Raw genomic sequence first — 23,257 nt, 5'->3', positions numbered from 1 at the left:
AATGCAGTGAGACCCATATTTCCACGATGTGACATTGTGCTTAACGGTCTGCTGACTGAAATACTCCAGCCAACTAGAGGCACACTGATGGCCTCATATATCTGTTTTCGGACTATTGTGGTCCGATTCTTTGGTAAATTCGTTTTTTTCCGAACAATTAGATCATGTTACGCATTTTAACTCTCGCTGTTGGTCTCCTGCTTGTGGCAGGCTTGAATGACTTTTTTTCCATTTCCTCCTGGGCCAATTTTTCGCAAGACAAGTCTGGCAATAAAGATACAACAAGCGTTCCCCAACGCCTGCTGGCCTGGGCCGGGCAGGAACCACAGCCCCCGGACTCTGAAAAGTCAGCCGATGGGCCTGAAATAAATTTGAAAAATAATCCGGCTCAGGCGATTTCATTGCTCAAAAAATCGCGTGAAAAGCTGTTAACCTACAGTTCGATCCGGGCGCAGATCACAGAAAAAGTAGAGATCGGCCCCAAGCCGTTTGTCATCAGCGGCAGCTATCTTCAGGGGAATGATCTGAAACTGCGACTGGAATTTCAGGTCCAGAGCCAGAAAAAAAATAGCGAGCCAGTCGGGACACTGCTGGAAATCTGCGATGGACAGGTACTCTGGACAGAACACACGATCAAAGGCACCTCGCGCGTTACCCGACGCGACGTGCAGGCGATCTTGAAACAAGCCGAATTGAACCCGAAATCAGCCCCGAATATGCTGGTGGCAGAGCTGGGTCTGGGGGGGCTTCCCGGATTATTGGCGGCCATCGAAAAGAATATGAAATTTGAGAGTGTGTCTGAAAGAACCGTCAACGGCAAAACATTGACGGTCTTAAACGGGACCTGGAAAGACGAATTTCTGAATCAATTTAAGGGGGGAGACCCCAACGGCGTCGCTCAGCTTCCCGCTTATGTTCCGGAGGCCGTAAGAATTTACCTCGATCCGGAAACGCTTTTTCCACGAAGAATTGTCTACCTGAAAAAAAACAAGGATACGCTGGAAAGCATGGTGACTCTTAACTTTACCAAAGTAACTCTGAATGCCCCCATAAACAAAGCCGAATTTGCCTATGAACCCCCTGACGGGGTCTTTCCGGCCGATATCACGAATCAATATCTTAAACAATTGACGCAATAAATACGTAATAAGGGATGAAAGACGAAATTCGATTTCTGGCAGGCAGGACTGCCAGACAACTCTGTGCGGGAAAAAGCAATTCTTCCCGGATGCACACATTTCACATAAAACACTTAAATATAATGACTTAAGACTTCCTTATCAATTCGCAACGTTTCTGTGTTGAAACACCCTGAATGGACTTTTCCAATGCCCGCAGTATTTACAGAACTGGATCACCAGACTCCACAGTGGCAGAAGAATTCTCCACTGCTGGTGGTTCCCAGTTGGGCTGCCTCTCTCGCCATTCACTCTCTGATTTTGTTTGTACTCATTACCAGTCTTAATCGTTGCGATAGTGGTCAGACAGGGGGCGAAGCAGGTAAATTGCGGAGCGTGGGCATTTACGTCAAACAGTCGACCGATGCAGAAAAAAACGATGAGTCGGAGCAGGAAACCCAAGAAACCACTCAAAATCAACAGTCTCTTCAATCGCAGGACCAGATCAAAGAGGTACTTGACCAGCCTCCCGTCGAACCTCTGCTGCCGGAATTGAATTCGAAACTGCTTGGTGCCGGGCCAAGCCAGACCCCCAGTACCCCCAACAGACCCACGAACGATTTGCTGATGTCCCCCAGCACGGCTCTTGCGCCTCCTGTGATGGGAACAGGCAACGTCAACTTTTTCGATGCCGTTGATTCCGGTAAGCGATTTGTATTTGTTCTCGACTGTTCGGGCAGTATGGCCGCGCCGCAAGGAGCCCCGATCCGAAAAGCCCGCTCGGAACTGATCGCCAGTCTGGAAGGTTTAACACACCACCAGCAGTTTCAAATCATTTTTTACAATACCAGCACGCGGGCCATGCAGCATCGGGGCAAACCGGCAGAAATGCTGTACGCCACCGATATCAACCGGACTCTGGCCCGCCAGTTCATTCAGAGTGTCGAACCGGACGGGGGCACAGATCATATCCCTGCTCTCAAGAGAGCTTTAAGTTTTCATCCGGATGTCATATTCTTTCTGACTGATGCCAAGCATCCCCAGTTATCCGGCGCGGACCTGAATGAAATTCGCGTTTTAAATGGCGGTAAGGCTAAAATTCACTGTATCGAATTTGGAGAAGGCTTCCCGGTTAAAGAAGGAAATTCACTCGACAAACTTGCGCGTCAAAATCATGGCAGTTACCGCTACTATAATGTCCGCAAGTTTATCATCAATCGTTAAATTTTTTACTGAGCATCTCAACTGGACTCAGCATCACTCTCAACCATCTCAGAAAGTCTATGATTAATGTCCTCGACGGTATCCAAAGCAACTCGCTATACGCTGTTATTAGCCTGTCTGCTGTTTTGCGTCGGCTGTGATCAGTACACCAAAAAGATTGCCGTCGAAAAACTCAAATTTGAGCCGCCCATCACCTATTTCAATAATACATTCAGAATGGAATACGCAGAAAATACAGGTGCCTTCCTGAGTGTCGGCAGTCATCTGTCGAAACCGATCCGGTTTTTCATGCTGGTCGTCGCCAATGCTGCGTTTTTAATCATCGTCACGGGGATGCTGGTCTTTCGCTGGCAGATGCCTCTGGTTCAATTCATCGCCCTGTCTCTACTGCTGGCAGGCGGCATTGGTAATTTAATCGACCGTGTCTTTTTGAACGGGATTGTGATCGATTTTCTCAATATCGGCTTTGGCCCTTTGCGAACCGGTATTTTCAATGTGGCTGACATGGCAATTACCGGCGGCGCCCTGTTGATGCTGCTCTCCTGGTTTTTCACAAACGAACAAAAACCGCAGGTACAATCAGTCGAATCCAGTTCCGCGGAACCAGTCACCCCTTCTACAGCGGAGTAATCGAACCGTCTGATTTCGAAAGATAAAATGCGAACGTTTTCTCTGGCCATCATGATCACCGTTTTCCTCCTGCTGAAGGGAGCCCCTGCCTGCGCGCAGGACAAGATTGAAGTTCGCCCCGATCATCATGTCGGTCAAGCTACCCTGCCCTGTACGATCCTGAATTTCACAAATACGGAAATCAAAGTCAAACTGCTCCCCAGTGGTTCGGTGCGCACTTATCCCAGTTCGCAGATTGTCAAAGTTCATACTCCTCAAACCGAACAACAACAGGAAGGGCTGAAACAACTGCAGGCAGGTCAATTTGACAAAGCCATTGCTTCATTCAGCGAAGCCTTGAATTTCGAAAACAGGTCGTGGGTCCGCCGTGAAATTCTGGCCTCGATGATTAAAGCCGCTCTGAGCCAGGGGGATATCCTGAAAGCGGCACTCCGCTTTCAGGTGATGGTCGAAAACGAACCGGACTCCCGCCATTTCGAACTCATTCCTCTGGACTGGACGATTCAGGAATCAATTTCTCCCGCGCGCAGTGCAGCGCGGGGGTGGTTGACCGAAAAAAACGAAGTCAATCAACTGATCGGTGCCAGTATTCTGCTGACGGCTCCCGATTATCAGGCGCAGGCGGAAGCCGCTCTGCGATCTCTGGCAACGAGCACAAATATAAATATCCAGCAACTGGCACGCGCACAACTCTGGCGAATCCGTTTAAGGGCCGGAGACCTGAGCCATCTGGAACTTCAGCGTTGGGAACGGAATCTGAATCAGGTTCCGGAGCACTTACGCGCGGGGCCTTATTTCCTGCTGGGTACAGGTTATGCCATGCTGGAACGACACGGCCAGGCAGCCGCTTCGTTCCTCTGGGTTCCTCTGGCCTACGATTCCAATCCGCAACTTTCGGCTCTGGCGAACCTGAAAGCGGCGGATTCACTGCTGGCATTAGGCCAGTCAACGAATGCCCTTCGCCTCTATCAGGAATCAGTGGCCCGCTACCCAGACTCCCCTTCCCGGCAAATCGCGCAGCAGATGATTGATCAGTTACTGAAACCCGATGGCTTAAATCCAAAACCGGCTACTCAACCCAATTGATTTGAATAAAACAATTCTGGAAAAGAATAATTTGATGGATCGAAGTAAACCACTGTTAAAAAACGTCTGGATCGGTCTGGTCATCTTCGGCGTCTTTCTGACGACACCGCTGCTTTGTCTGGCCGCCGGTGATTCTGCTGAGACTGACGGTGCGGGGTCTGCAAAAATTGATTTTCGCCAACTGGTTGATGATGCCGGTGCCATTGGAATTATTATTGCCGTTCTGAGCGTGGCGATGGTTGCGCTGATTGTCGAACACATCATCAGCATCCGCAGCTCTGCCCTCATGCCCCCCGGGCTGGCTGAGGAAGTTCACTCGCTCATTGTCCAGCAGCAATATCGCAGTGCCGACTCCGTCTGTAAGTCCAAACCCAGTTTTTTGTCCTACGTGCTCTCGGCTGGACTGGCAGAAGTTCAGATGGGTTACGGCGCCGTTGAAAAAGCCATGGAAGACGCCGCCATGCAGCAGTCAGCTCGTTTGAACCGAAAAATTGAATATCTCTCGGTCATCGGAACCCTTTCGCCGATGCTCGGTTTGCTGGGCACAGTCTGGGGGATGATTCTGGCCTTCTCCGAATTTACTGCGAAAGCGAATCCGGACGTCGCTGAGCTGGCTCCGGGAATTTCAAAAGCATTGATTACCACGCTCTTCGGCTTGAGCGTGACCGTTCCCGCACTCGCCAGTTTTGCCTTCTTTCGAAATCGAATCGACGAACTCGTCGCACAATCTTCGTTAATAGCGGAGCATGTCTTTGCCGACTTTAAGCGGTCGGTCCCCCCGCCCGTTAAACAAACGGGAAAGCCGGTTCGTAAACGCCCGGAAGAGGAACTCGCCCAGCGCATTGCGAACCAGCAGGCTACGCGTCCGGCTCAACCTCCGGGAGGACAGGAACCATGAGAATTCCCACGCGCCCCCGCCAGCAGGGAATCCGCTTTAACATTACGCCGCTGATCGATATTGTCTTTCTGCTGATTGTGTTCTTTCTCGCAGCGACGCATTTGACGCAGAACGAAAAACTGGAAGCAGTCGAACTTCCCCTGGCTTCGCAAAACAAAAGTGAGTCGGAAGAACCGCCCCGGCGGCTGATCGTTACGATTACTTCAGACGAAAAGCTGTATCTGCGCGGCAAAGAAATCCAGCCGGACGAACTGGACGCCACACTAATGTCCATCGATGACTCCAAACGGAAAGAAACCGAAGTACGCATTCGCGGCGATCAACGGATTCCTTATCGGCTTGTAGAGCGTGTGCTCATCAGCTGTGCCCGCGCCGGTATTTCCCATGTTCAATTTGCCGTTCTGAACGAGTAAGCCTGCTCCGAAATGAAAATCCCTTCACACCATAATACGCGACACGACATACAGGATCAGGCCACCATGACGCCGATGATCGATGTTGTGTTTCTGCTGCTGATCTTTTTTATCAGTGCTTCGGCGAACCAGATTCGGGAATTTCTCTTGCCGACTGAACTGGCAACCGGGAGTATTGAATCGACGGAAACAGTCCCACAGGAGAAGCCGCTGGGGGAAGTCTGGTTAAAACTCAAACGGCAGAACAATCAGACCATTGTAGAATTGAATGAGCGCGAGTATGCTCGCTTTGATCAATTGAAACAGACTTTGATCGCACTGGCTGAACTGGCCCCGGAGATCCCCGTAATACTGGATATCGAAGAAGATGTGCCTCTGGGTGACATGATTCGCACCTACGATATCAGCCTGGCCGCCGGCTTCAATTCCATTCATTTTGCCACCGACGTGAACAAGATTGCTCCGAAAAAGAAATCTGAAACGTCTCAAAACTGAAATCATTCATTCACGATGAAATTATTTGATACCCATGCCCACCTTGATGAAGAAGCCTTTCATCCAGACCAGACTGAAACCGTACAACGTGCGATTGACGCGGGCGTCGAAACGATTTTGACCATCGGCATTACTGCCGAAAGCAGTCAGCGCGCCGTTGATCTCGCAGCCACTTTTCCCAACGTTTATGCCGTTGTCGGCATTCAACCCAACTATGTCGCGCAATTGAAACCCGGTGACTGGGAGCTGATTGAAACACTTTCCACCGCTCCCAAAGTAGTCGGGATCGGCGAGACGGGACTGGATCGCTACTGGGATTATGCCCCCATCGATTTGCAACGTGAGTATTTCAGCAGACACATTCAACTCTCCCGAAAACTGGATCTGCCTTTTGTTGTGCACTGCCGCGAAGCCGAAGCAGATGTCGTCCAGTTATTACAGCAGGAAGCGCAAGGCGGCCCTCTGAAAGGAATCATGCACTCATTTTGCGGCAGCCCGGAAACGGCAGCCGCCTGCCTTGCACTGGGGCTCCACATCTCTTTTGCCGGCATGTTGACCTTCAAGAAAAATGACGAGCTACGAGAGACCGCACGTCAGATTCCCTTAGATCGTCTGCTGGTTGAGACCGATGCGCCTTATCTGGCTCCGGTTCCCATGCGGGGCAAACGCAATGAACCCGCGTTTGTCAAACACACCTGCGCCTGTCTGGCAGAACTCCATCAGAAAACGCCGGAAGAAATGGCCGACATCACAACGGCCAACGCCAAAACGCTGTTCAAGATCGGTTAAACGCTTGACCCGCGCGTTCGACTTTCGTACCGACTTCCTGCCCGGGTTCCCGCAATCATCACCGGCTCCCGTCCTGGCGCGCCCTCCGCAGATTCTTTCAGAATCTGCATTTCTTCGAAGTGGATACTTTCATTTTTATCTAATCCTGTTATTGTTACACTTTAGTGCAGTAATAGAAATAACTTGCGTCATTTGAACTCACAGCAGGTATTACGAGAGCGCGTCCCATTTAACCCTGGTGTCTCCCATGCTAAGTTACGCGAACCGAATGGCATTGGGGATGCTACAATAAACTTGGACACAGGCTAGGATGGTCATGATCAAACAGTGGCTTGCGCATGCCTTCGCGGTAGAACGCCCTGAAGATTTTGCTCCCACGACAGAGCAGCAGGAGATTGCCGACCGCATCTGCCGGGAAATCATTCGGCGGGATATGGTCACGCTGGCGATTCTCTCCTTAGAGACCTGCCGCCCTTTGAATTATATCGGCGCGCAGGCCATTCACTTTTTCTCTCCGTTTCTATCCTTCCTGGTTGATCCGAAATCGCAAACGATTTTCGCTGATTTTCTGGAAAAACGGGGCTCGATCGAATGGCTGTGTCAACGTCTGGAAACACTAAGTGCGTCTCCCTCAAACAAACAGAGTGCGTCCCCCGATCAAAACCCAGACCCGGCTCGTTCAGAAACAGTCAACAGGGATGGTTCCTGACAACAGTTAAAACAATCCGATCCAGGCCCGATCTGCTTTCATATTTACACGGATGGCGAATCAGAATATGAACTCCACAACGACAAAACAACTTGACCCCGATCAAATCAATGTGATCCTGGCCACCGATTGTGGTAGTACAACGACCAAAGCCATTTTGATCGAGAAAATAAATGGGGAATACCGCCAGACCTATCGAGGCGAAGCCCCAACGACCGTCGAAGAACCAGCCGCCGATGTGACGGTCGGTGTTGTGAATGCGGTGACCGAAGTCGGCGAGTTGGCAGGTCGAAAACTCATCGATGAAAACGGAGAAATCATCCGGCCCGCGAACGGTGATACCGGCTGCGACATTTATATTTCGACATCCAGCGCCGGCGGCGGACTGCAAATGATGGTCGCGGGAGTCGTACGAGAGATGTCGGCTGCCAGCGCCAAACGTGCCGCATTAGGCGCCGGTGCGATTGTGATGGATACGATCTGCTCTAACGACAAACGCCTGCCACACGAACAGATTCAACGCATCCGGGAATTGCGGCCCGATATGATCCTGCTCGCCGGCGGCACGGACGGGGGGACTCAAAAACACGTTGTCGAACTGGCCGAATTGATCGCTCCGGCCAAACCGCAGCCCCGGTTTGGTGGCACCTATAAGATGCCGATCATCTACGCCGGCAATCAGGAAGCGAAAGAACTGGTTGAAGCAGCCTTTGATGACGACGTAAAACTCACGACCGTGGCGAATGTCCGCCCGGTGCTGGAACGCGAAAACCTGGCTCCCGCCCGCGATGCGATTCACGATCTGTTCCTGGAGCATGTGATGGCACATGCCCCCGGTTACAACAAACTGATCTCCTGGGCCGATGCCCCGATCATGCCTACTCCCGGAGCCGTCGGAAACATTCTGCAGACAATCGCCGAACGACAGGGCATCAACGCGCTAGGCGTCGATATCGGCGGCGCCACGACAGACGTCTTCAGTGTCTTCGATGGCACATTTAACCGAACCGTGAGCGCCAATCTGGGCATGAGTTATTCCATCTCCAACGTGTGCGCTTCGGCGACGCTGCCGATGATCTTACGCTGGGTGCATCTGGATATGGACCCGCGGGAACTGCAGAACCATATCAAAAACAAAATGATCCGCCCGACGACGATTCCCCAGACCAGAGAAGCGCTGGTTTTCGAACAGGCGGTGGCCCGCGAAGCACTGCGGTTGGCATACATCCAGCACAAAGAATTCGCCACAACACTCAAAGGAGTGCAGCAGCAAAGAACGGTTGGCGACACGTTCAGCCAGATCACCAGCGGCCTATCGATTGTGGATAATATGAAACTGAATCTGCTGGTCGGTTCGGGAGGCGTATTATCTCACGCTCCGAATATGAATCAGACCGCATCGATGATGATTGACGCCTTCGAGCCTGAGGGTATGACCGTACTGGCCAAAGACAGTATTTTCATGATGCCCCATCTCGGCGTGCTGGCGCAGGTACATCCCCGTGCCGCGTTACAGGTTTTTGAGCGGGACTGCCTGATCTATCTGGGAACCTGTGTCGCACCGCGCGGCTTATATCGTTCCGGAAAAACCTGCTTTCAGTATCAGATTCAAGGAAAAACGCTCAATGAATCCGGCACGATGGAATGTGGTGAGATGAAACTGTTTCCGCTGGCTTATGATGACCGGGCCACGATCACGGTTGAGCCGAAACGCGGTTATGACTTTGGTGCCGGCTCCGGTAAACGAATGGAATTCGAAGTGCGTGGGGGTACGGTGGGCCTGATTCTCGACGCGCGCGGCAGGCCCTTGATTGTACCAGCCGACGAAAAACAGCATCTGGACCAGTTGACCGGCTGGGTGCAGGAATTGCAATTATTCCCTGAAATTCATGCGATGCAAACACAACACAGCTCATAAAGAATTGACAGTCATGGCTAAGGCATATTCACCAGGATTACAAATCAGACAGCGCGTGCTGCATTCCAGCCGGCGGATCCTGCCCATTCCGGGTGATGTCCTGGTCAAAGTCGGCGATCATGTCACACCGCAACAAATCGTGGCCCAGACCTTCATGCCCGGCGATGTGACTCCCATTAATGTCGCGAATCAGATTTCCATCGCCCCCTCTGAAGTCCCAGGCAGCATGCTCGTTTCGGTAGGAGATGAAATTCACGCAGGAGATCTCCTCGCGCGCAGCAAAGGTATTTTCGGATTCTTTAAAGCGGAAATGACCGCCAAATCTTCCGGCACGATTGAATCGATCTCGCATGTCACCGGTCAGGTGATCCTGCGGGGCGCTCCCCTGCCGATCCAGGTGCGCGCGTATCAGGCGGGCACCATCAAAGAAGTCATTCCGCAGCAAGGCGTGGTGATCGAGTCGGAGGTGAGTTTTCTGCAGGGAATTCTGGGTATCGGCGGTGAAGCATATGGCACGATCACATTTGCCTGTCAAAACAAAGAACAGCCTTTAGAAGCTTCACTGCTGGACGAATCGATGCGGGGAAAAATTGTCATTGGCGGTGCCCGGATGACAGGCGAAGCCGTCCAACGGGGAATCGAGATCGGTGTGGCGGCCATTGTGTCCGGCGGGATGGATGATGAAGATCTGAAAGAAATTCTCGGCTACGATCTGGGAGTAGCTGTTACCGGGTCCGAACACATCGGCACTACCCTGATCATCACAGAAGGTTTCGGTGACATTGCGATGGCGGATAGGACCTTCAATCTTCTCAAAGATCGTGAAGGCGCCGAAGCCGCCGTCAACGGGACAACACAAATTCGCGCGGGGGTCATGCGTCCCGAGATGGTCATACCACTTGACAAACATACAAAATCTGTTGCTGACACCGGTGCAAAACAAGCGGCAGCGCCGGGTATTCTGGAAACTGGAGTGGCGGTCCGAATTATTCGGGACCCATATTTTGGCTTGCTCGGAGAAGTGGGAGAGATGCCTACCGAACTGCGGACCCTGGAATCGGGTTCCGAATCACGGGTACTGGAAGTCATTCTGCATACAGGAAATAAAGTGATTGTTCCCCGCGCCAATGTGGAACTCATCGAAGGATAATCGTCATGTTTAAATGGATCAATCTCGTAATCAAACGACTGATGATTCCGCTCCTGATAGTGACTTCGGGCGTGGCTCTGGTCGCAGCAGCAGAACCACCAGCGCCGCCAACGGATTTCAGAGCCGAAGATGTTCCCGGCGACGCGGGAACGGCCATCGATCTGTTCTGGACACTCTCTCCGGATGACGAGGAAAACACAAAACCACGCAAAGTTTTACGTTATGTAATCTCCCGCAAAGAAGCTGATCATAAAGATCCCACATACGAAAATATCGGCGAGCCGACTTATCGGGTCAATACGTTTCGAGATTCAAACTGCAAAACCGGTATCCCCTATCTGTATCGTATCGAAGCGGTCGGCCAGGAAAGTCTGACCTCGACGCCGGTTGTAATCAGTGAACCCGTTATTGCGTCACTGCAGTGGTTCAATCTGCAACGCAGCTGGTTTGCGGTCTTCGTGTTTTTGATCTGCGGTTCGGTGATCGTATTCATCGAAATGGCCCGCAGAGGGAAAACGCTCAAAATTCGCAAAATCGCCGGTCTGGAAGCCATCAAAGACGCCGTCGGACGGGCCACCGAAATGGGACGTTCCTGTTTATTCATCCCTGGCATTCAAGATATCAACGATATTCAGACCGTTGCCGGGATCACCATTCTGGCACAGGTCGCGAAAACAACCGCCGATTATCGTGCCAAGCTGGAAGTTCCCACGTCACGCTCTCTGGTGATGACGACGGCCCGCGACACGGTCGAAGCCGCCTATCTCGCCGCGGGTCGCCCCGATGAATATAACGAAGACGATATCTACTATATTACTGACGAACAGTTTGGTTACGTGGCCAGCGTGACGGGAAAAATGGTGCGCGACAAACCGGCGGCCTGTTTTTACATGGGCGCATTTTACGCCGAATCATTAATTCTGGCAGAGACTGGCAACTCGGTCGGTGCGATCCAGGTCGCGGGAACAGCGATGCCGACACAGCTCCCGTTCTTTGTGGCGGCCTGCGATTTTACTTTGATTGGAGAAGAGTTCTTCGCCGCTTCCGCATACCTTTCCGGAGAACCCCAGCAGTTAGGCAGCCTGAAGGGACAGGACTTCGGTAAACTGATTGGCGGCATCTTACTGCTGGTCGGATGCCTGATCATGACGTTATCCGCATTTGAAACGCGGGGAGAGAAGCAAGCAGAAAAAAGCCAGAGCTTTCTGCATTCGGCCCAGACTTATATTAAAGAGAATATCCTCGGTAAGGGAGGTTTTTAATAATGAAGCGAACGATCCCTCTGTTTATCTCGGCTGTGACGGGATTTGTCCTGATCGCCACCGCGTTCATTCCCAAATTTGTGGACTGGGGCAACGACGCGATGGCCTGGTTCAATCTGCTGGCCGCGTTTGCGTTCGTGCTTGGTGGCGGAAACCTGCTGAAAATGCAATTGCAGAAAATTTCGGCGCAGCAACCGGGCTGGGGATATTCAGCCGTGACTTTAATTGCGTTTTTCATCACCTTGTTCGTCGGCCTGGCAAAAGTCGGCGTGCATCCGAATGTCAATTTTCCTGAATTCGCCTGGTCGGGGGATTACCTCGAAGAGGGCAGCGTCTTCTGGTGGTTCTTTGAGTATATCTTTACTCCCCTCTCGGCAACCATGTTTGCTTTGCTGGCGTTTTATATTTCTTCAGCCGCCTTTCGTGCCTTCCGTGCGAAGAATACAGAAGCCACCATTCTACTGATCATCGCTGTCATTGTTTTGCTGGGAAGAACCTATGCCAGCGAATGGTTAACCGGAGGATTCTCCAACGAACCAATATTTGGAGAAAACGGCATTACCTATAGCGACTTTAAATTAGATCACTTAACACAAATTATCATGGAAGACTTCACAACCCCCGGGATGCGGGCAATCAAAATCGGGATTGCACTCGGGGTGGCCTCGACTTCGCTGAAAGTCTTATTAGGCGTCGACCGTTCATACCTTGGCTCAGATCAGGAGGCCTAAAGGATGCTGAAAATACTGCAAAATCTGGATCGTCGATGGATCTTTTTACTGATGTTTGTTGCGGTCGCGGTGCCGCTCATTATGGGAACCACGTTTCCTGAAACGCCCTCCGGCGAGGTAATAGCCGTCTTCGATGCCGTGGATAATCTGCCCGATGGTTCTAATATCGTCATGGCTTTGGACTATGATCCTGCCAGTGCGGGAGAACTGCAACCGATGGCTTCGGCATTCACGCGACACTGTGCCCTGAAAAAACACAATATCTATTTCATGACACTCTGGCCGCAGGGCATTCCCATGATTCAGAGTTCGATTGATATCCTGAATGAGGAATACCCCAAAACATATAAAGGGAAATATGGAACCAAATATGTCAACCTGGGTTTCCGTGCTGGCAACGAAGGGGTGATTAAACTGGTTGTGGAAGATTTGAAAAAGTCATATTCGGCTGATATTCATGGAACGAATCTCGATAACATCCCGCTCACGAAAAATCTCAAGAACATTCAACAAGTTGATCTGTTATGCAACGTGAGTGCCGGCTATCCCGGATCTCAGGAATGGGTGCTCTACGGTTCCTCTCCCTTTGATATTCCGACGGTCGTCGGTTGCACTGGAGTCCAGGCACCTATCATGTTGCCTTATATACCTGATCAACTAACAGGCATGTTGGCCGCGATTAAAGGGGCAGCGGAATACGAACAGGCCATTATCAACCACTATCCTCAACTGGCAGAAAATCCAAAAGCAAAAGAAGGACTGATACGCATGGGGCCTCAATTGGTGGCTCATGTACTGCTGATCGGGCTGATTGCTTTAGGTAATGTGATCTATTTCTGGGAACGAAAGCAGGGAACGGCTTAATGAAACAGTCAACAATCATCTGGACTTTACTGATGGTACTCGGTGGATTGGGCCTGGTATCCGTTCAAGTATTCAGGGGCAAAGGCGAAGTTTATGTTCGCACCGTTCCCGTGGAAGCGAAATCTTCATCGAAAACTTCCCCAGAGCAAACCTACCACTGGTCCACCTACCAACAGGTTCCTGCAATCGAAAAAGGCAACCCAGGTATCAGCTTGAGTTTCTCGCGGACCCTTGGATTATGGGTGGCAGCCTTCTGTACGCTGGCAATATTTTCATTCCTGTATGGTGATAACCCACTTTATAAATTTACGGAATCCGTGTTTGTGGGAGTGTCTGCCGCTTACGCGATGGTGGTCGCGTTCTGGACAGAGATTGTGACCAACCTGTATGCCAAACTCTTACCCGGCCTGGCCCGCATCAGTTTCTTTCCCGACATGGAAAGCAGTACCCAACCGAACTGGCTCTATCTGATTCCACTCGTTCTGAGTGTCTTGCTGTTATGGCGTCTGGCTCCGAAAGGAAACTGGATCGCCCGCTGGCCTCTGGCGTTCTTTATCGGCGCGACTGCCGGCATTCGGCTAATCAGTTATCTGGAAACAGACTTTATCGGACAACTTCAAAGCACAATCATGCCGTTCATCGTCTTCTCGGCGGATGGTTCTCTGCTCTGGATCAAGTCATTGCGAAATACGATCGTGATTGTGGGTGTGCTCTCCTGCATGGTCTATTTCTTTTTCTCGATCGAACATGAAGGCATCGTCAAATATATTTCCAGGCTGGGCATCTGGTTTCTGATGGTCACCTTCGGCGCCAGTTTTGCCTACACCGTGATGGGGCGAATTGCGCTGCTCAGCGGGCGACTCGATTTTCTGTTTAATAACTGGCTGGGAATCTGATCGATCCGTTTATGAAAGAGTCCTGCCAGTCATTTTAGCTCGCGATCACTTCCTAAGTCTATTGACTGCTAAATGATAAAGCTACTCATGTATTTCAAAGAGAAATATGTGAAGAAAATGATTTTATGCAAACCAACCTGCTTTATACGCTACGCGTCCGTTTCCATATCTGCTATATTTGAACGCAGCCCGCCGGTCGCGCACCCTGTGTTGACTGCTCAATAATTCCAGGTAAGAAAACAACAGTAATGAATTCGCAGCCTTCCTGTGCTGACGCGGAATTGAAAAATCATCACGAAGAGAATTCTCCCCCCGTCTCTAAATATTTTCCCGGTTGGACGATACTGGGAATTGCCGCGATGGCACAGTACTTATCGGCTCCCGGGCAGTCATTTTCGGTCGCCGTTTTCAAAGACCCGATGCGGCTCTCGCTCGGCTTAACAGAAACGCAGTACTCTTTAGCCTATAGTTTTGCCACGATTGTCAGTGCCTGCCTGTTACCATTTGTGGGCAGGTTGCTTGATTACTGGGGCGCACGAATCGTTCTACCCATCGTGGCAATCGGCCTGACGCTGGCCTGTTTTTTCATGTCCCAGATTCACACGCTCACGGGGCTGTATATCGGATTCAGTTTAGTCCGCAGCCTGGGACAGGGAGCCCTCACTCTTATCTCCGTCTGGATGGTAGGAGAATGGTTTGAAAAAAAACGCGGACGCGCGACAGCCCTTGCTGGTTTTGGAAGTGCATTTTCGGTAATGACCGTGCCTCTGATCAATAGCTGGCTGATTACTCAATACGGCTGGAAAACAGGCTGGGTCTTCCATGCGGTGACCGTTGCCGTTTGCCTGATTCTGCCGGGTATCTTACTCGTCCGAAACCGTCCCGAAGATCTGGGACTGCACCCGGATGGGATCGACCCGGCACTGGAGCCGGTGCCTGAAACCGAACCTGTCATGTCCGGCAAGAAACAAAAACGGCCTTTGCTCATACCTACGATTGAATCCTGGACGGTCCGGCAAGTGCTGCGCGACCCCACGTTCTGGAAACTGTTATCCGTCATCACCACGCATGCTCTGGTAGGCACCGGTCTTGTCTTTCACCAGATTTCCTTACTGGGCAGTCATGGTGTTCCCGAAAACTGGGCCATCAGAATGATGTCGTTTCAGGCGATCTGTGCGACCGTCTTGATGTTTCCGGCGGGCTGGGTCACAGACCGGCTTCCCAGCCGCTATATCCTGTGTTTCTCGATGCTCTGCTTATCGCTGGCGAATTTGATCGTCCTGACGATGCCTGCAATCTGGATGGTGGTGGTTTATACTTTTTTACTGGGAACCACAGGCAGTATTTTTCGCAGCACCGCGACAGTGGTCTGGATCAACTATTACGGCCGCATGAATCAGGGTGCTGTCCGCGGCGTTGCCTGGTCGATGATGATTCTGGCCTCGGCGCTCGGCCCCTTACCGGTCGCGATGTCGATCGATTATTTCGGATCATATAACCCGGTCTTGTACCTGTTCACAGCCATGCCACTCGTCGCAGCAGCCGCCGTCTGGTCTGCCCACCCGCCTCAACTGTTTAAAGATCAGCCAGAGACGGAATCGGAGCCCGCCGTTTAATTCACAGGACACACTACGACCGGGACTTTTCTGTAATCTGATACCAGCGTTGATCAATCTGCAGAATCACATTTCCCAGTGCCAGATATTTGGCTAACCGCTGATCCTGCTTCAGTAATTCAAAATACTCATCCGAACCGACCTCGATGTTTTTGAGGTCTTGATGCTGGTGTGGATCATAAAGACTTTCATTCCAGAAATCGCCCTGCGATTTATAAAACGTTCGATTGCCAATATAACGAATGGACTGTAACGCGGAACCGTTTTTGTTCAACTTCTTCATTTCGCGTTCTGCCTGTTCGTAATAACGGGCGGCATTTCCACTTTTCCCAGCGGCGTAACGATCCCGGTTCGAACTTTGCGCATCGAGAACCTGTTCCTGACGGTCACTCTCACTGGCCTGACGTCGAAACCCGTCATATGCTAATTCTTTCTGGAGATTCTGTTCCAGTTTTTCTCTGTGCACTCCCAGCAAAGGCATCGGAGTGTTTCCGGAAACCGCGTCATCGGCCATCAGAAAACTCGTATAGGGTGTCACAATGCCATGCTGTTTCGCAAGCAAGGTGATTTCATTCATGAGTTCCTGATCTGGTTTTTCCTGCCCGCTGTTGCGAATTTGTTCGAGCAGAAAATCGACTTTTTGTCCTGCCCAGAGTCGGGGTACAAAACTGTTCTGATCATTGGCTGATTCTTGGGTAAAGTCCAACTGATAAGTCTGTGATATTTTGCCGCCGTTGATTGTGCCGGTGACTTGAATCGTTTTCGGACCTGAACCCGTGTAACGACCATAAACCAATAACTGCTCACCTTGGAAGATATCTTTGACCTGACGCGGATAAACGTCGGTCACCCCCGCGGCATCGAACTCAAGCGAGACATCCGTCATCACAGGACTGCCCACGCGGTCGAAGAACTGGCTGATTTTTCTGGTCAGATCTTCTTCAGGCAAGATATTGTCTGCTTCTCCACGATGATCGAGGGCCAGAAAATCGAGTAATCTTGTATTCACATCGTAACCTTCACCGAACACAAACAGTCTGACGTTTTCCGTATTCTGTTGCGAGATTGTTTTGAGAAGTTTTTGCGTATCACGTTCGCCAATGGTGGGCAAACCATCTGTGGAGAAGACCATCATCTTCAATCGCGGTCTGGCTGATGAGTCCCCCGTCTGAAGATGTTTCAAAGAAAGCAGCAACGCCTCTTCGATGGCGGTTCCACCACGCGCAGTCATTGCTTCGGCATACGACAGCGCGTTCTGTTTTGATTCTTCGTTAAAGTCAATCAGCCCGCGTTGATTGAAGTGTCTTGCTCTGGTACTGAAATCGATAATATTAAACCGATCTCCGGGGCGGAGATGGTTCACACAATACTTTAATGCGTCGCGGGCCTGCGTCATTTTCTGATGTTCCAGCATAGAACCGGAAGTATCCACGCAGAAAACGACGTCTTTGGGCAGGATCTGTTCTGCGGTCAGTTTACCGATCCCCTGCCCTTGTGTCGGGGAGAGCATCAGCATGAAATAACCGGCTTCACCTGATTCCCGGTGGGCAATCAGGCTGGCGCCGACTTTATCGGGTGAAGTCTGATAATAGAGCACAAAGGGATGTTTCGGCAGATAATTTTTCTGTTTCCATTCGACAGAAATGTCCCAGTCTTTTTTCTCCACCAGTTTCACTTCGTGGGTCGGACTGTAAATATTCTTGATCGGTTCCGCGCTGCGAATATTGACGGTGACCGAAGCTTCTTTGAGTGGTTGCATTAACGCTTTGGGATTCGTATTGAGCATCTGCAATCGAATCAGATTGCCGTGTTTTTTCAAAACCGTGGTGTAGGTGAGTTTCACCATGACGGTTTTGCCTGCTTCCACCCGCGGAATTTTTGTTTGTATCAGCTGATTGCCGTAATATTCCAGTAACGCAGGCGAGCCCCCTTTTTGGACGATCTCCTGAAACACCTGATTCGCTTTTTCAACATCCAGTATTTCCGCCTGCATTTCCTTACCGTCAACCAGTACGGACATCTGATTGACCTGGGTTCCCGGCTCGAGTTCCATGTAACAGGTGCCACCTACGATGGCTCTGCCATTGGGATTCCTGAAGGCGCAGTGGTAAGTTTTTACGGCGATCTGATCTTTAATATCAACGTTGATATGATCGAGCCAGACCTGCACCGGTTGAGAGGCCCGCATGAAACAGGCTTTTGTCGTAGCCCCTGCACTGATCAGCATGAGGGCAGCACAGGCGATTCCCCACAGGCGTTGATAACCTGACATAACATGACTCCTCTGCTGGCATTCGCGTGGGCTTGAAATAAAACGTCATCTCGTGCTTCGATCACGATCTCACTCTGCCTCGAATTGAAAATTCTTTTTCTGTGCCTGCGATCTCAAAACTTTGATGACAGCCTTATCAAACGTGTTGACTTTTGCCTCGTTTTTCTGTTTCTTCATTTCTTCCGCCAGAAACAGATTTCGTTTTTTGGTAAGGTCCTGAATTTGAAATTGAATTTCGGTTCGTTCTTTCTGCAGTTTCTCGATATAAGCAGCCTGCTCGGCTTGCGAGAGTTTTTGCAGTTCGGGCGGAAGTTCTTCTGCTTTCAGTTCCTCAAGTTTCATTTTTTTTCCGGCAATGGCTTCGACTAAATCTCCTTTGGCGCGATACCGGCCTGAGCCTTTAAATGCAGCACGTTCTGCTCCGGACGCGGGCGCTGCTTCTGACGAGAGGGAGTCGGCAGCTGACTGACTGCTGCTGGCCTGTACCTGCTCTTTCTCTGTCCCATAAAAGAGATAGGTTTTGTTGATCCCCCGACTCAACTCATTCAGTTTCTGATCATAGGGTGTTAAGGGAGTAACAATTTCCAGCCCCTGATTGATACTCAAATACGAACCGTCTGCTAATAAAGCGCCTTCTTTCCAACCTGTCTGGATTCCCGTTTGTTCGGGTCCACAGAAGATGGTATTGACGGTAATCCCTTTTTGGATCGCAGCCGGACATACTATTTTAAAGTCTACTTTTCCCTGGTCGAATCCTTCATTGCCGGCGATAAAAATCATTTTCAAACAGTCACTGCCATCACTCCACTTCAATCCGTTCATGGCTGCCTGAATGACTTGACCGCAATATTCTTCACCGCCGTTGGTCTTTAATGCAAATAACTCTTCTGAAAGCTGATCCAGATTTTCTGTCAGCGGCATGATTTGACGCAGATAACCCTCACTGGCAGGCAGACTGCTTTTCCCGTATTCATACAGCGCAACTTTCATCACAGGCACCTGCCCATTCTGTTTCGCGGTGGCTAACTCGTTCACGATGGTCCAGAGCTGCGTGCGTGCCTGATTTATCAATCCCTGCATACTGCCACTGGTATCGAGGAGAATGGCTAATTCGATTACTGGTGGTGACTTTTCTGATGACTGTATTTTGTCCTCTGCCAGACTCGGCTGCAGGAACAGGCCAAACGAAAGCAGGATTAACGCCGTAAAATGAAACAGTTTGCGCATGGAAACAACTCCTGGTTAAGAACCGGACTTTCGTAGAAATGAAGTGCATCATTCCGATACACCGCCTGTTGGACGGGGTGCGCAAAAAAGAAGTTCCCGAAATCTGATTGATTTCGGGAACTTCTTTTGAAACGATTGAGTTTGAATGACCAGTTTTCGACTAAAGACGCGATCCACAAAACTTACAGAATGTGGCATCCGGATCGTGGCCTTCTCTCATACACTCAGGACAGACCTGAGTCGTTAGATGTGAACCGCCCAGTTTTTCGCTCGAATAGATATGCGACAATTCTGCCGTCACGATACCCGTGGGGACGATAATCAGACTATACCCCAGGATCATGATCACTGCCGCAAAGCATTTTCCCAAAGGGGTAACCGGTGTGACGTCACCATAACCGACGGTGGTCATTGTAACGATGGCCCAATACATACTTTGAGGAATGGAACTGAAGCCCGGATTATCAGAGCCTTCAATTAAGTTCAGAGCGGCACCTTCAATCACCACGGCAATCACAACAGTGGCCAGAAAAACCGTAATTTTCGAACGCGTCGCCCAGATGGCCGCTCGTAATTCAGCGGCTCCTGACAGCATGTGTCCCAGTTTGAAAATTCGAAACGCACGTAACAGACGCAGCGCACGAATCACGCCCAAACGCTGGATTTCATCTGAATCCAAAAATATCAGATACGTGGGCAAAATCGAAAGCAGGTCCACCACCCCATAGAAACTGAAAACATAACGCAGTGGTCGACGGGCACAAAGAATGCGCGCTGCATATTCGATCGTAAACAGAATCGTGAAAAACCATTCCGCGATGGTGAATTCTTTTCCGAAGTGGAGATCATACGATTTGACACTTTCCAGCATGATCACAAGTATGCTGAGCAGAATCGCAATCAGCAAGAGCACATCAAACGTTTTTCCAGCGGGTGTATCTGCTTCGAAGATGATCTCATACAACCGTTCGCGCCAGGCAAGCGGTTTTTTCTCTTGAGCAGCATTCGTTTCAGACATAAGAGAACTTTCAATGACTTGATTGCTAAAAGCGATTTGCATCTCAGACAGGGGATTATGTGCGAAAATCCGTTTTGAGGTCAACCTGACTCGCTGCACAAGTCGTTTCTACACAACCTGCGTTTCAACTATGCTATACGTAAATGATCAGTTGCCGGATCAATGCTTTTCACTTCCGCTTTTTCGATGTAGCATTATTGACTGCTCATTCCGGGAGAAATCTCCCGCAGCCTGCCTTTGCAAGAAACGACTTCCCAGCCTGAAACAGGTCTGGATATGTGTATCGTCTTCTGCTGTCAGATTCCCCTCCTGCTGATGAATCGTGTCGTTGCAGTAGAGGCGGAATCGACAGACTATTTTGAAAAATCAGTTCGCCCAGTCCTGATCATGTATTGTGCGAAGTGTCACGATCCGCCCCAATCGTCGCCTGACGGCTCCCAAGGATACGCCGTTGTGTAACCTCTATGTTTCGATGCTGAACCGGATGGGCATAAAAGCAGATCAATTCGGCGACAGTACGGGTGAGTTAAAAGGACTGATCTGAGTCACTTCTGAAACTGAAATGAATACAGGTCGGCGTCTTTGAGTTGTATGCGCAGACGAACCGGTTTGCCTTGCAGGGTGCTGACATCCGCTTTTTGATTCCAGGTCACCGTGCGGTCAATCGTGTCGCCAAACAGGTCTGCACACTCATCAAGCGTAAAGCCCTGAATCGGCTGCCCCTCGGCTGTCTGCATTTCAACACGCATACTGCCGGCAGCAGAAGTCGCAAAGTTGACGGATAATTTTGCTCCCTCAAAGATGAGCGGATGTGTGATGAGTTCTCCCCCCTTCATCGAAGCGTGAACCGAAGTAAACCCATCCAGACGGAGTGTATACCGCCTGAGTGCCCCCCCTTTTCCGTGCCAGTAATCTTCGGCTGCGTAGATCGACAATTCGTCAGGCGCACCGGGTAACGCCGATTTCGTCTCGACGACATGTTCGGCAATAAACTGATGCCCGTACTGCCAGGTGCCGGGACGTTCGATGCCGGGGCGCAGAAAGGCTTCATTCCAGCGTTTAAAATGCACACCATCCCGACTGGCCATGAGCAGCCCTTCACTGATCGCGGTCCCATAACGTTCAACCGAAGATGCCCGCAGCTTGCGACGCTCGGGATCGGGAAGCGCTTTCATGGATTCAGACCAGCCTCGCTCAATATAGCGGGCAGGAAACCCGATACGGAGATGTGGTGCTCGATAGTAGGCTTTCACCTGATTTGTATAGAGTTGTTCGTCGGGAGAATCTTCGTAAATCAGATCAGCGACATTCTTCCAGTTTAGAAAATCATCAGAGGTCGCCGTCTGGATCGCACGATTCCCCTCTGGTTTCCAGATTTTGGAAGTTGTAACCCCTCCAGAAAAGACGCGGTAATAAGTTCGGTAGGTCTTTTGATCAGAGTCCCAAAACGCCAGATTTTGTGAATCGAAGGCGCCTTTGGTAATCACTGGTTTTTCCGACATCAACTTCCAGTGAATCCCATCAGCCGACTGAAACGCGAAGAGACCGCCTTCACTCTGACTACCTGCTAAGGCCTTAAATTTTGCTTCCGGTTTGCAGTTCGGGTTTTCATCTTTGAAGGGCGCAAAATTATGTGTGCCCCGTCCTTCCAGAATAATGTTGTTTTTCTTCGAACCGTTGAATTCGACAATACCAAGTTCAGGGCGGGACCAATGAATGCCGTCTTTGCTTTCCGCGTAACAATAAAATTGTTTGTGGCTGCTCGTGTTAAGCCGACCTTCTGAAACGATAATATGGGAACCGCGATAATAGAGCCGATACAGGTCACCATCCTGAAAAATCGTGTGATAACCGGAACTACTGCCTTCCCAGGGCTGGTCAAACTTGAAGACGACTTCACGAGGCATGGGATGCTGCAGGTGAATGTCGGATTCTCCTGACAGCCTGTCTACCAGGGCGTTATCGACAAACAATTCCCGTCGATCACCAATACGGAGCGGAGGTTCCGCAAATACAGGATGCACGTAAAATAACAAGAGTGAAAACAAGAGTGAAAACCGAATCAAACAGGCAGACATAATGCGGGCTCCTGGAAGGCGAAAAGCGAGACTTTTACGATACCAAATCCGAAGTAAAAATGCATCCGCAAAGTCTGCTATGAAACTTTCACGCGGGCAGTTTGAGATACGATCAGTGAAACGGCTTGCCGAAGCCATCGAATGCGGAGCGAAAAGCGAATTCAAATCCCGGTTGCAAATCAAAAAAGCCGATTCGCTCGTGATGAACGAATCGGCTTTGGATTGAAGCGTTTTACAGATTTTAGAGAACGTTCGTCACGCCCGGTGTTGGAATCGGGTAGAAACCGTTTTCATCGGGGACTGTGACGGGAGTTGCTTCCCAGGAGAATTCTTTCGGCATCAAATCGACATTCGACGCCATTGCTTCATCCCAGGTGACAACTTTACCACTGTAAGTTGCCAGACGACCGAGGATGGATGTCATGGTCGACTTGGCACCATTTTCCGCTTCACTGTATGGTGTTCCCGTACGAATTGCTGCAAACAGGTCATCGTGCTCAACCTGATAAGGGTTGGCTTTCGGTCCGTCGTATTTCCATTTGAAACCACCGGTAGTTGCATATTTAGCACCGCTGATATCACAAGTTCCTTTGCTGCCCTGGGCATGTTCGGTCACACTGTTCCAGCAGTTGCGGATGTGACGACACTGGCTATACATCCGGGTGCCGTCGGCGTATTCGAATTCGACTGCAAAGTGGTCGTAGATTTCGCCATACTTTTTGTCGGTACGAACCTGACGTCCGCCCATGCCGGATGCTTTGACTGGATAATCTTCCTTTAACCAGTTGCAGACATCGATATTGTGAATGTGCTGCTCGTTGATATGGTCGCCGCACAGCCAGTTGAAGTAGTACCAGTTGCGC

Annotated in this window: 21 protein-coding genes and 1 pseudogene; 17 read left to right on the top strand and 5 right to left on the bottom strand. The window is 50.5% G+C overall.

What is annotated here, in order from left to right:
- Positions 1–164: 164 nt before the first annotated feature.
- The 16 genes from Q0294_RS06320 to Q0294_RS06245 all read left to right on the top strand — a co-directional run bounded on the left by Q0294_RS06320 (position 165) and on the right by Q0294_RS06245 (position 15,799).
- Positions 165–1,139, top strand: a complete 975-nt coding sequence (locus Q0294_RS06320; protein WP_299462054.1) for a hypothetical protein — start codon at positions 165–167, stop codon at positions 1,137–1,139.
- Positions 1,140–1,328: 189 nt separating this feature from the next.
- Positions 1,329–2,342 (top strand): hypothetical protein, encoded by a 1,014-nt coding sequence (locus Q0294_RS06315; protein WP_299462051.1) that lies wholly within the window; start codon positions 1,329–1,331, stop codon positions 2,340–2,342.
- 66 nt (positions 2,343–2,408) lie between these two features.
- A complete protein-coding gene (lspA, locus tag Q0294_RS06310) occupies positions 2,409–2,972 on the top strand; it encodes a signal peptidase II (RefSeq protein ID WP_299462046.1) in 564 nt (187 codons plus the stop codon).
- A gap of 27 nt (positions 2,973–2,999) precedes the next feature.
- Positions 3,000–4,058, top strand: a complete 1,059-nt coding sequence (locus Q0294_RS06305) for a hypothetical protein (RefSeq protein WP_299462043.1) — start codon at positions 3,000–3,002, stop codon at positions 4,056–4,058.
- Positions 4,059–4,092: 34 nt separating this feature from the next.
- Positions 4,093–4,956 (top strand): MotA/TolQ/ExbB proton channel family protein, encoded by an 864-nt coding sequence (locus tag Q0294_RS06300; protein ID WP_299462040.1) that lies wholly within the window; start codon positions 4,093–4,095, stop codon positions 4,954–4,956.
- Positions 4,953–5,369, top strand: coding sequence for a biopolymer transporter ExbD (locus Q0294_RS06295; protein WP_299462038.1), 417 nt, complete (start codon positions 4,953–4,955; stop codon positions 5,367–5,369). The genes Q0294_RS06300 and Q0294_RS06295 overlap by 4 nt, the downstream gene beginning before the upstream one ends.
- Positions 5,370–5,381: 12 nt before the next feature.
- Positions 5,382–5,864, top strand: a complete 483-nt coding sequence (locus Q0294_RS06290) for a biopolymer transporter ExbD (protein ID WP_299462036.1) — start codon at positions 5,382–5,384, stop codon at positions 5,862–5,864.
- 15 nt (positions 5,865–5,879) lie between these two features.
- The gene (locus Q0294_RS06285; protein ID WP_299462033.1) at positions 5,880–6,653 is read left to right on the top strand and encodes a TatD family hydrolase; all 774 of its coding nucleotides are present in this window, start codon (positions 5,880–5,882) and stop codon (positions 6,651–6,653) included.
- Between the two features lie 316 nt (positions 6,654–6,969).
- Entirely contained in the window at positions 6,970–7,362 is a 393-nt protein-coding gene (locus tag Q0294_RS06280) for a hypothetical protein (protein WP_299462030.1), read from the top strand.
- 67 nt (positions 7,363–7,429) lie between these two features.
- Positions 7,430–9,280 carry a glutamate mutase L gene (locus Q0294_RS06275; RefSeq protein ID WP_299462027.1) on the top strand — a complete coding sequence of 617 codons (1,851 nt, stop codon included), beginning with the start codon at positions 7,430–7,432 and terminating at the stop codon, positions 9,278–9,280.
- Between the two features lie 13 nt (positions 9,281–9,293).
- Entirely contained in the window at positions 9,294–10,430 is a 1,137-nt protein-coding gene (locus tag Q0294_RS06270; RefSeq protein WP_299462024.1) for a hypothetical protein, read from the top strand.
- A gap of 5 nt (positions 10,431–10,435) precedes the next feature.
- Complete coding sequence (locus Q0294_RS06265) at positions 10,436–11,692, top strand: DUF6754 domain-containing protein (RefSeq protein WP_299462021.1); 1,257 nt, start codon at positions 10,436–10,438, stop codon at positions 11,690–11,692.
- Between the two features lie 2 nt (positions 11,693–11,694).
- Entirely contained in the window at positions 11,695–12,423 is a 729-nt protein-coding gene (locus Q0294_RS06260; RefSeq protein ID WP_299462018.1) for a hypothetical protein, read from the top strand.
- A 3-nt stretch (positions 12,424–12,426) separates the two neighbouring features.
- A complete protein-coding gene (locus tag Q0294_RS06255; protein WP_299462015.1) occupies positions 12,427–13,287 on the top strand; it encodes a hypothetical protein in 861 nt (286 codons plus the stop codon).
- Positions 13,287–14,183, top strand: coding sequence for a hypothetical protein (locus tag Q0294_RS06250; protein ID WP_299462012.1), 897 nt, complete (start codon positions 13,287–13,289; stop codon positions 14,181–14,183). Before Q0294_RS06255 ends, Q0294_RS06250 begins: the two co-directional genes overlap by 1 nt.
- Positions 14,184–14,431: 248 nt before the next feature.
- Complete coding sequence (locus Q0294_RS06245; protein WP_299462009.1) at positions 14,432–15,799, top strand: MFS transporter; 1,368 nt, start codon at positions 14,432–14,434, stop codon at positions 15,797–15,799.
- Between the two features lie 13 nt (positions 15,800–15,812).
- Here the strand turns inward: Q0294_RS06245 and Q0294_RS06240 are convergent, their stop codons facing one another.
- From Q0294_RS06240 to Q0294_RS06230, 3 genes are all read right to left on the bottom strand, one after another.
- Positions 15,813–18,071, bottom strand: coding sequence for a VIT and VWA domain-containing protein (locus Q0294_RS06240; protein ID WP_299462006.1), 2,259 nt, complete (start codon positions 18,069–18,071; stop codon positions 15,813–15,815).
- 69 nt (positions 18,072–18,140) lie between these two features.
- Positions 18,141–19,298 (bottom strand): VWA domain-containing protein, encoded by a 1,158-nt coding sequence (locus Q0294_RS06235; RefSeq protein WP_299462005.1) that lies wholly within the window; start codon positions 19,296–19,298, stop codon positions 18,141–18,143.
- 160 nt (positions 19,299–19,458) lie between these two features.
- Positions 19,459–20,316 (bottom strand): ion transporter, encoded by an 858-nt coding sequence (locus Q0294_RS06230; RefSeq protein ID WP_299462004.1) that lies wholly within the window; start codon positions 20,314–20,316, stop codon positions 19,459–19,461.
- Positions 20,317–20,710: 394 nt separating this feature from the next.
- Here Q0294_RS06230 and Q0294_RS06225 point away from each other — a divergent pair, with 394 nt between their 5' ends.
- Entirely contained in the window at positions 20,711–20,860 is a 150-nt protein-coding gene (locus Q0294_RS06225) for a hypothetical protein (protein ID WP_299462002.1), read from the top strand.
- 1 nt (position 20,861) lies between these two features.
- Here Q0294_RS06225 and Q0294_RS06220 read toward each other — a convergent pair whose 3' ends face one another.
- Positions 20,862–22,394, bottom strand: coding sequence for a hypothetical protein (locus Q0294_RS06220; protein ID WP_299462000.1), 1,533 nt, complete (start codon positions 22,392–22,394; stop codon positions 20,862–20,864).
- Positions 22,395–22,635: 241 nt separating this feature from the next.
- Positions 22,636–23,257: pseudogene (locus Q0294_RS06215) on the bottom strand (dehydrogenase); the annotation flags it as partial.

The sequence above is a fragment of the uncultured Gimesia sp. genome (assembly GCF_937919775.1).
Taxonomy (GTDB): Bacteria; Planctomycetota; Planctomycetia; order Planctomycetales; family Planctomycetaceae; genus Gimesia.
The sequence above is the reverse complement of the archived record's forward strand: the minus strand, read 5'-3'. Positions and strand labels throughout refer to the sequence as shown.

Excerpts from the sequence above, each read along its gene's own strand:
- Q0294_RS06245 (WP_299462009.1), top strand. The coding sequence starts at position 14,432 with ATGAATTCGCAGCCTTCCTGTGCTGACGCGGAATTGAAAAATCATCAC.
- Q0294_RS06230 (WP_299462004.1), bottom strand. The coding sequence starts at position 20,316 with ATGTCTGAAACGAATGCTGCTCAAGAGAAAAAACCGCTTGCCTGGCGC.
- Q0294_RS06320 (WP_299462054.1), top strand. The coding sequence starts at position 165 with ATGTTACGCATTTTAACTCTCGCTGTTGGTCTCCTGCTTGTGGCAGGC.
- Q0294_RS06240 (WP_299462006.1), bottom strand. The coding sequence starts at position 18,071 with ATGTCAGGTTATCAACGCCTGTGGGGAATCGCCTGTGCTGCCCTCATG.
- Q0294_RS06280 (WP_299462030.1), top strand. The coding sequence starts at position 6,970 with ATGATCAAACAGTGGCTTGCGCATGCCTTCGCGGTAGAACGCCCTGAA.
- Q0294_RS06260 (WP_299462018.1), top strand. The coding sequence starts at position 11,695 with ATGAAGCGAACGATCCCTCTGTTTATCTCGGCTGTGACGGGATTTGTC.
- Q0294_RS06220 (WP_299462000.1), bottom strand. The coding sequence starts at position 22,394 with ATGTCTGCCTGTTTGATTCGGTTTTCACTCTTGTTTTCACTCTTGTTA.
- Q0294_RS06300 (WP_299462040.1), top strand. The coding sequence starts at position 4,093 with ATGGATCGAAGTAAACCACTGTTAAAAAACGTCTGGATCGGTCTGGTC.
- Q0294_RS06270 (WP_299462024.1), top strand. The coding sequence starts at position 9,294 with ATGGCTAAGGCATATTCACCAGGATTACAAATCAGACAGCGCGTGCTG.
- Q0294_RS06275 (WP_299462027.1), top strand. The coding sequence starts at position 7,430 with ATGAACTCCACAACGACAAAACAACTTGACCCCGATCAAATCAATGTG.
- Q0294_RS06255 (WP_299462015.1), top strand. The coding sequence starts at position 12,427 with ATGCTGAAAATACTGCAAAATCTGGATCGTCGATGGATCTTTTTACTG.
- Q0294_RS06285 (WP_299462033.1), top strand. The coding sequence starts at position 5,880 with ATGAAATTATTTGATACCCATGCCCACCTTGATGAAGAAGCCTTTCAT.
- lspA (WP_299462046.1), top strand. The coding sequence starts at position 2,409 with ATGTCCTCGACGGTATCCAAAGCAACTCGCTATACGCTGTTATTAGCC.
- Q0294_RS06265 (WP_299462021.1), top strand. The coding sequence starts at position 10,436 with ATGTTTAAATGGATCAATCTCGTAATCAAACGACTGATGATTCCGCTC.
- Q0294_RS06315 (WP_299462051.1), top strand. The coding sequence starts at position 1,329 with ATGCCCGCAGTATTTACAGAACTGGATCACCAGACTCCACAGTGGCAG.
- Q0294_RS06305 (WP_299462043.1), top strand. The coding sequence starts at position 3,000 with ATGCGAACGTTTTCTCTGGCCATCATGATCACCGTTTTCCTCCTGCTG.
- Q0294_RS06290 (WP_299462036.1), top strand. The coding sequence starts at position 5,382 with ATGAAAATCCCTTCACACCATAATACGCGACACGACATACAGGATCAG.
- Q0294_RS06295 (WP_299462038.1), top strand. The coding sequence starts at position 4,953 with ATGAGAATTCCCACGCGCCCCCGCCAGCAGGGAATCCGCTTTAACATT.
- Q0294_RS06235 (WP_299462005.1), bottom strand. The coding sequence starts at position 19,298 with ATGCGCAAACTGTTTCATTTTACGGCGTTAATCCTGCTTTCGTTTGGC.
- Q0294_RS06250 (WP_299462012.1), top strand. The coding sequence starts at position 13,287 with ATGAAACAGTCAACAATCATCTGGACTTTACTGATGGTACTCGGTGGA.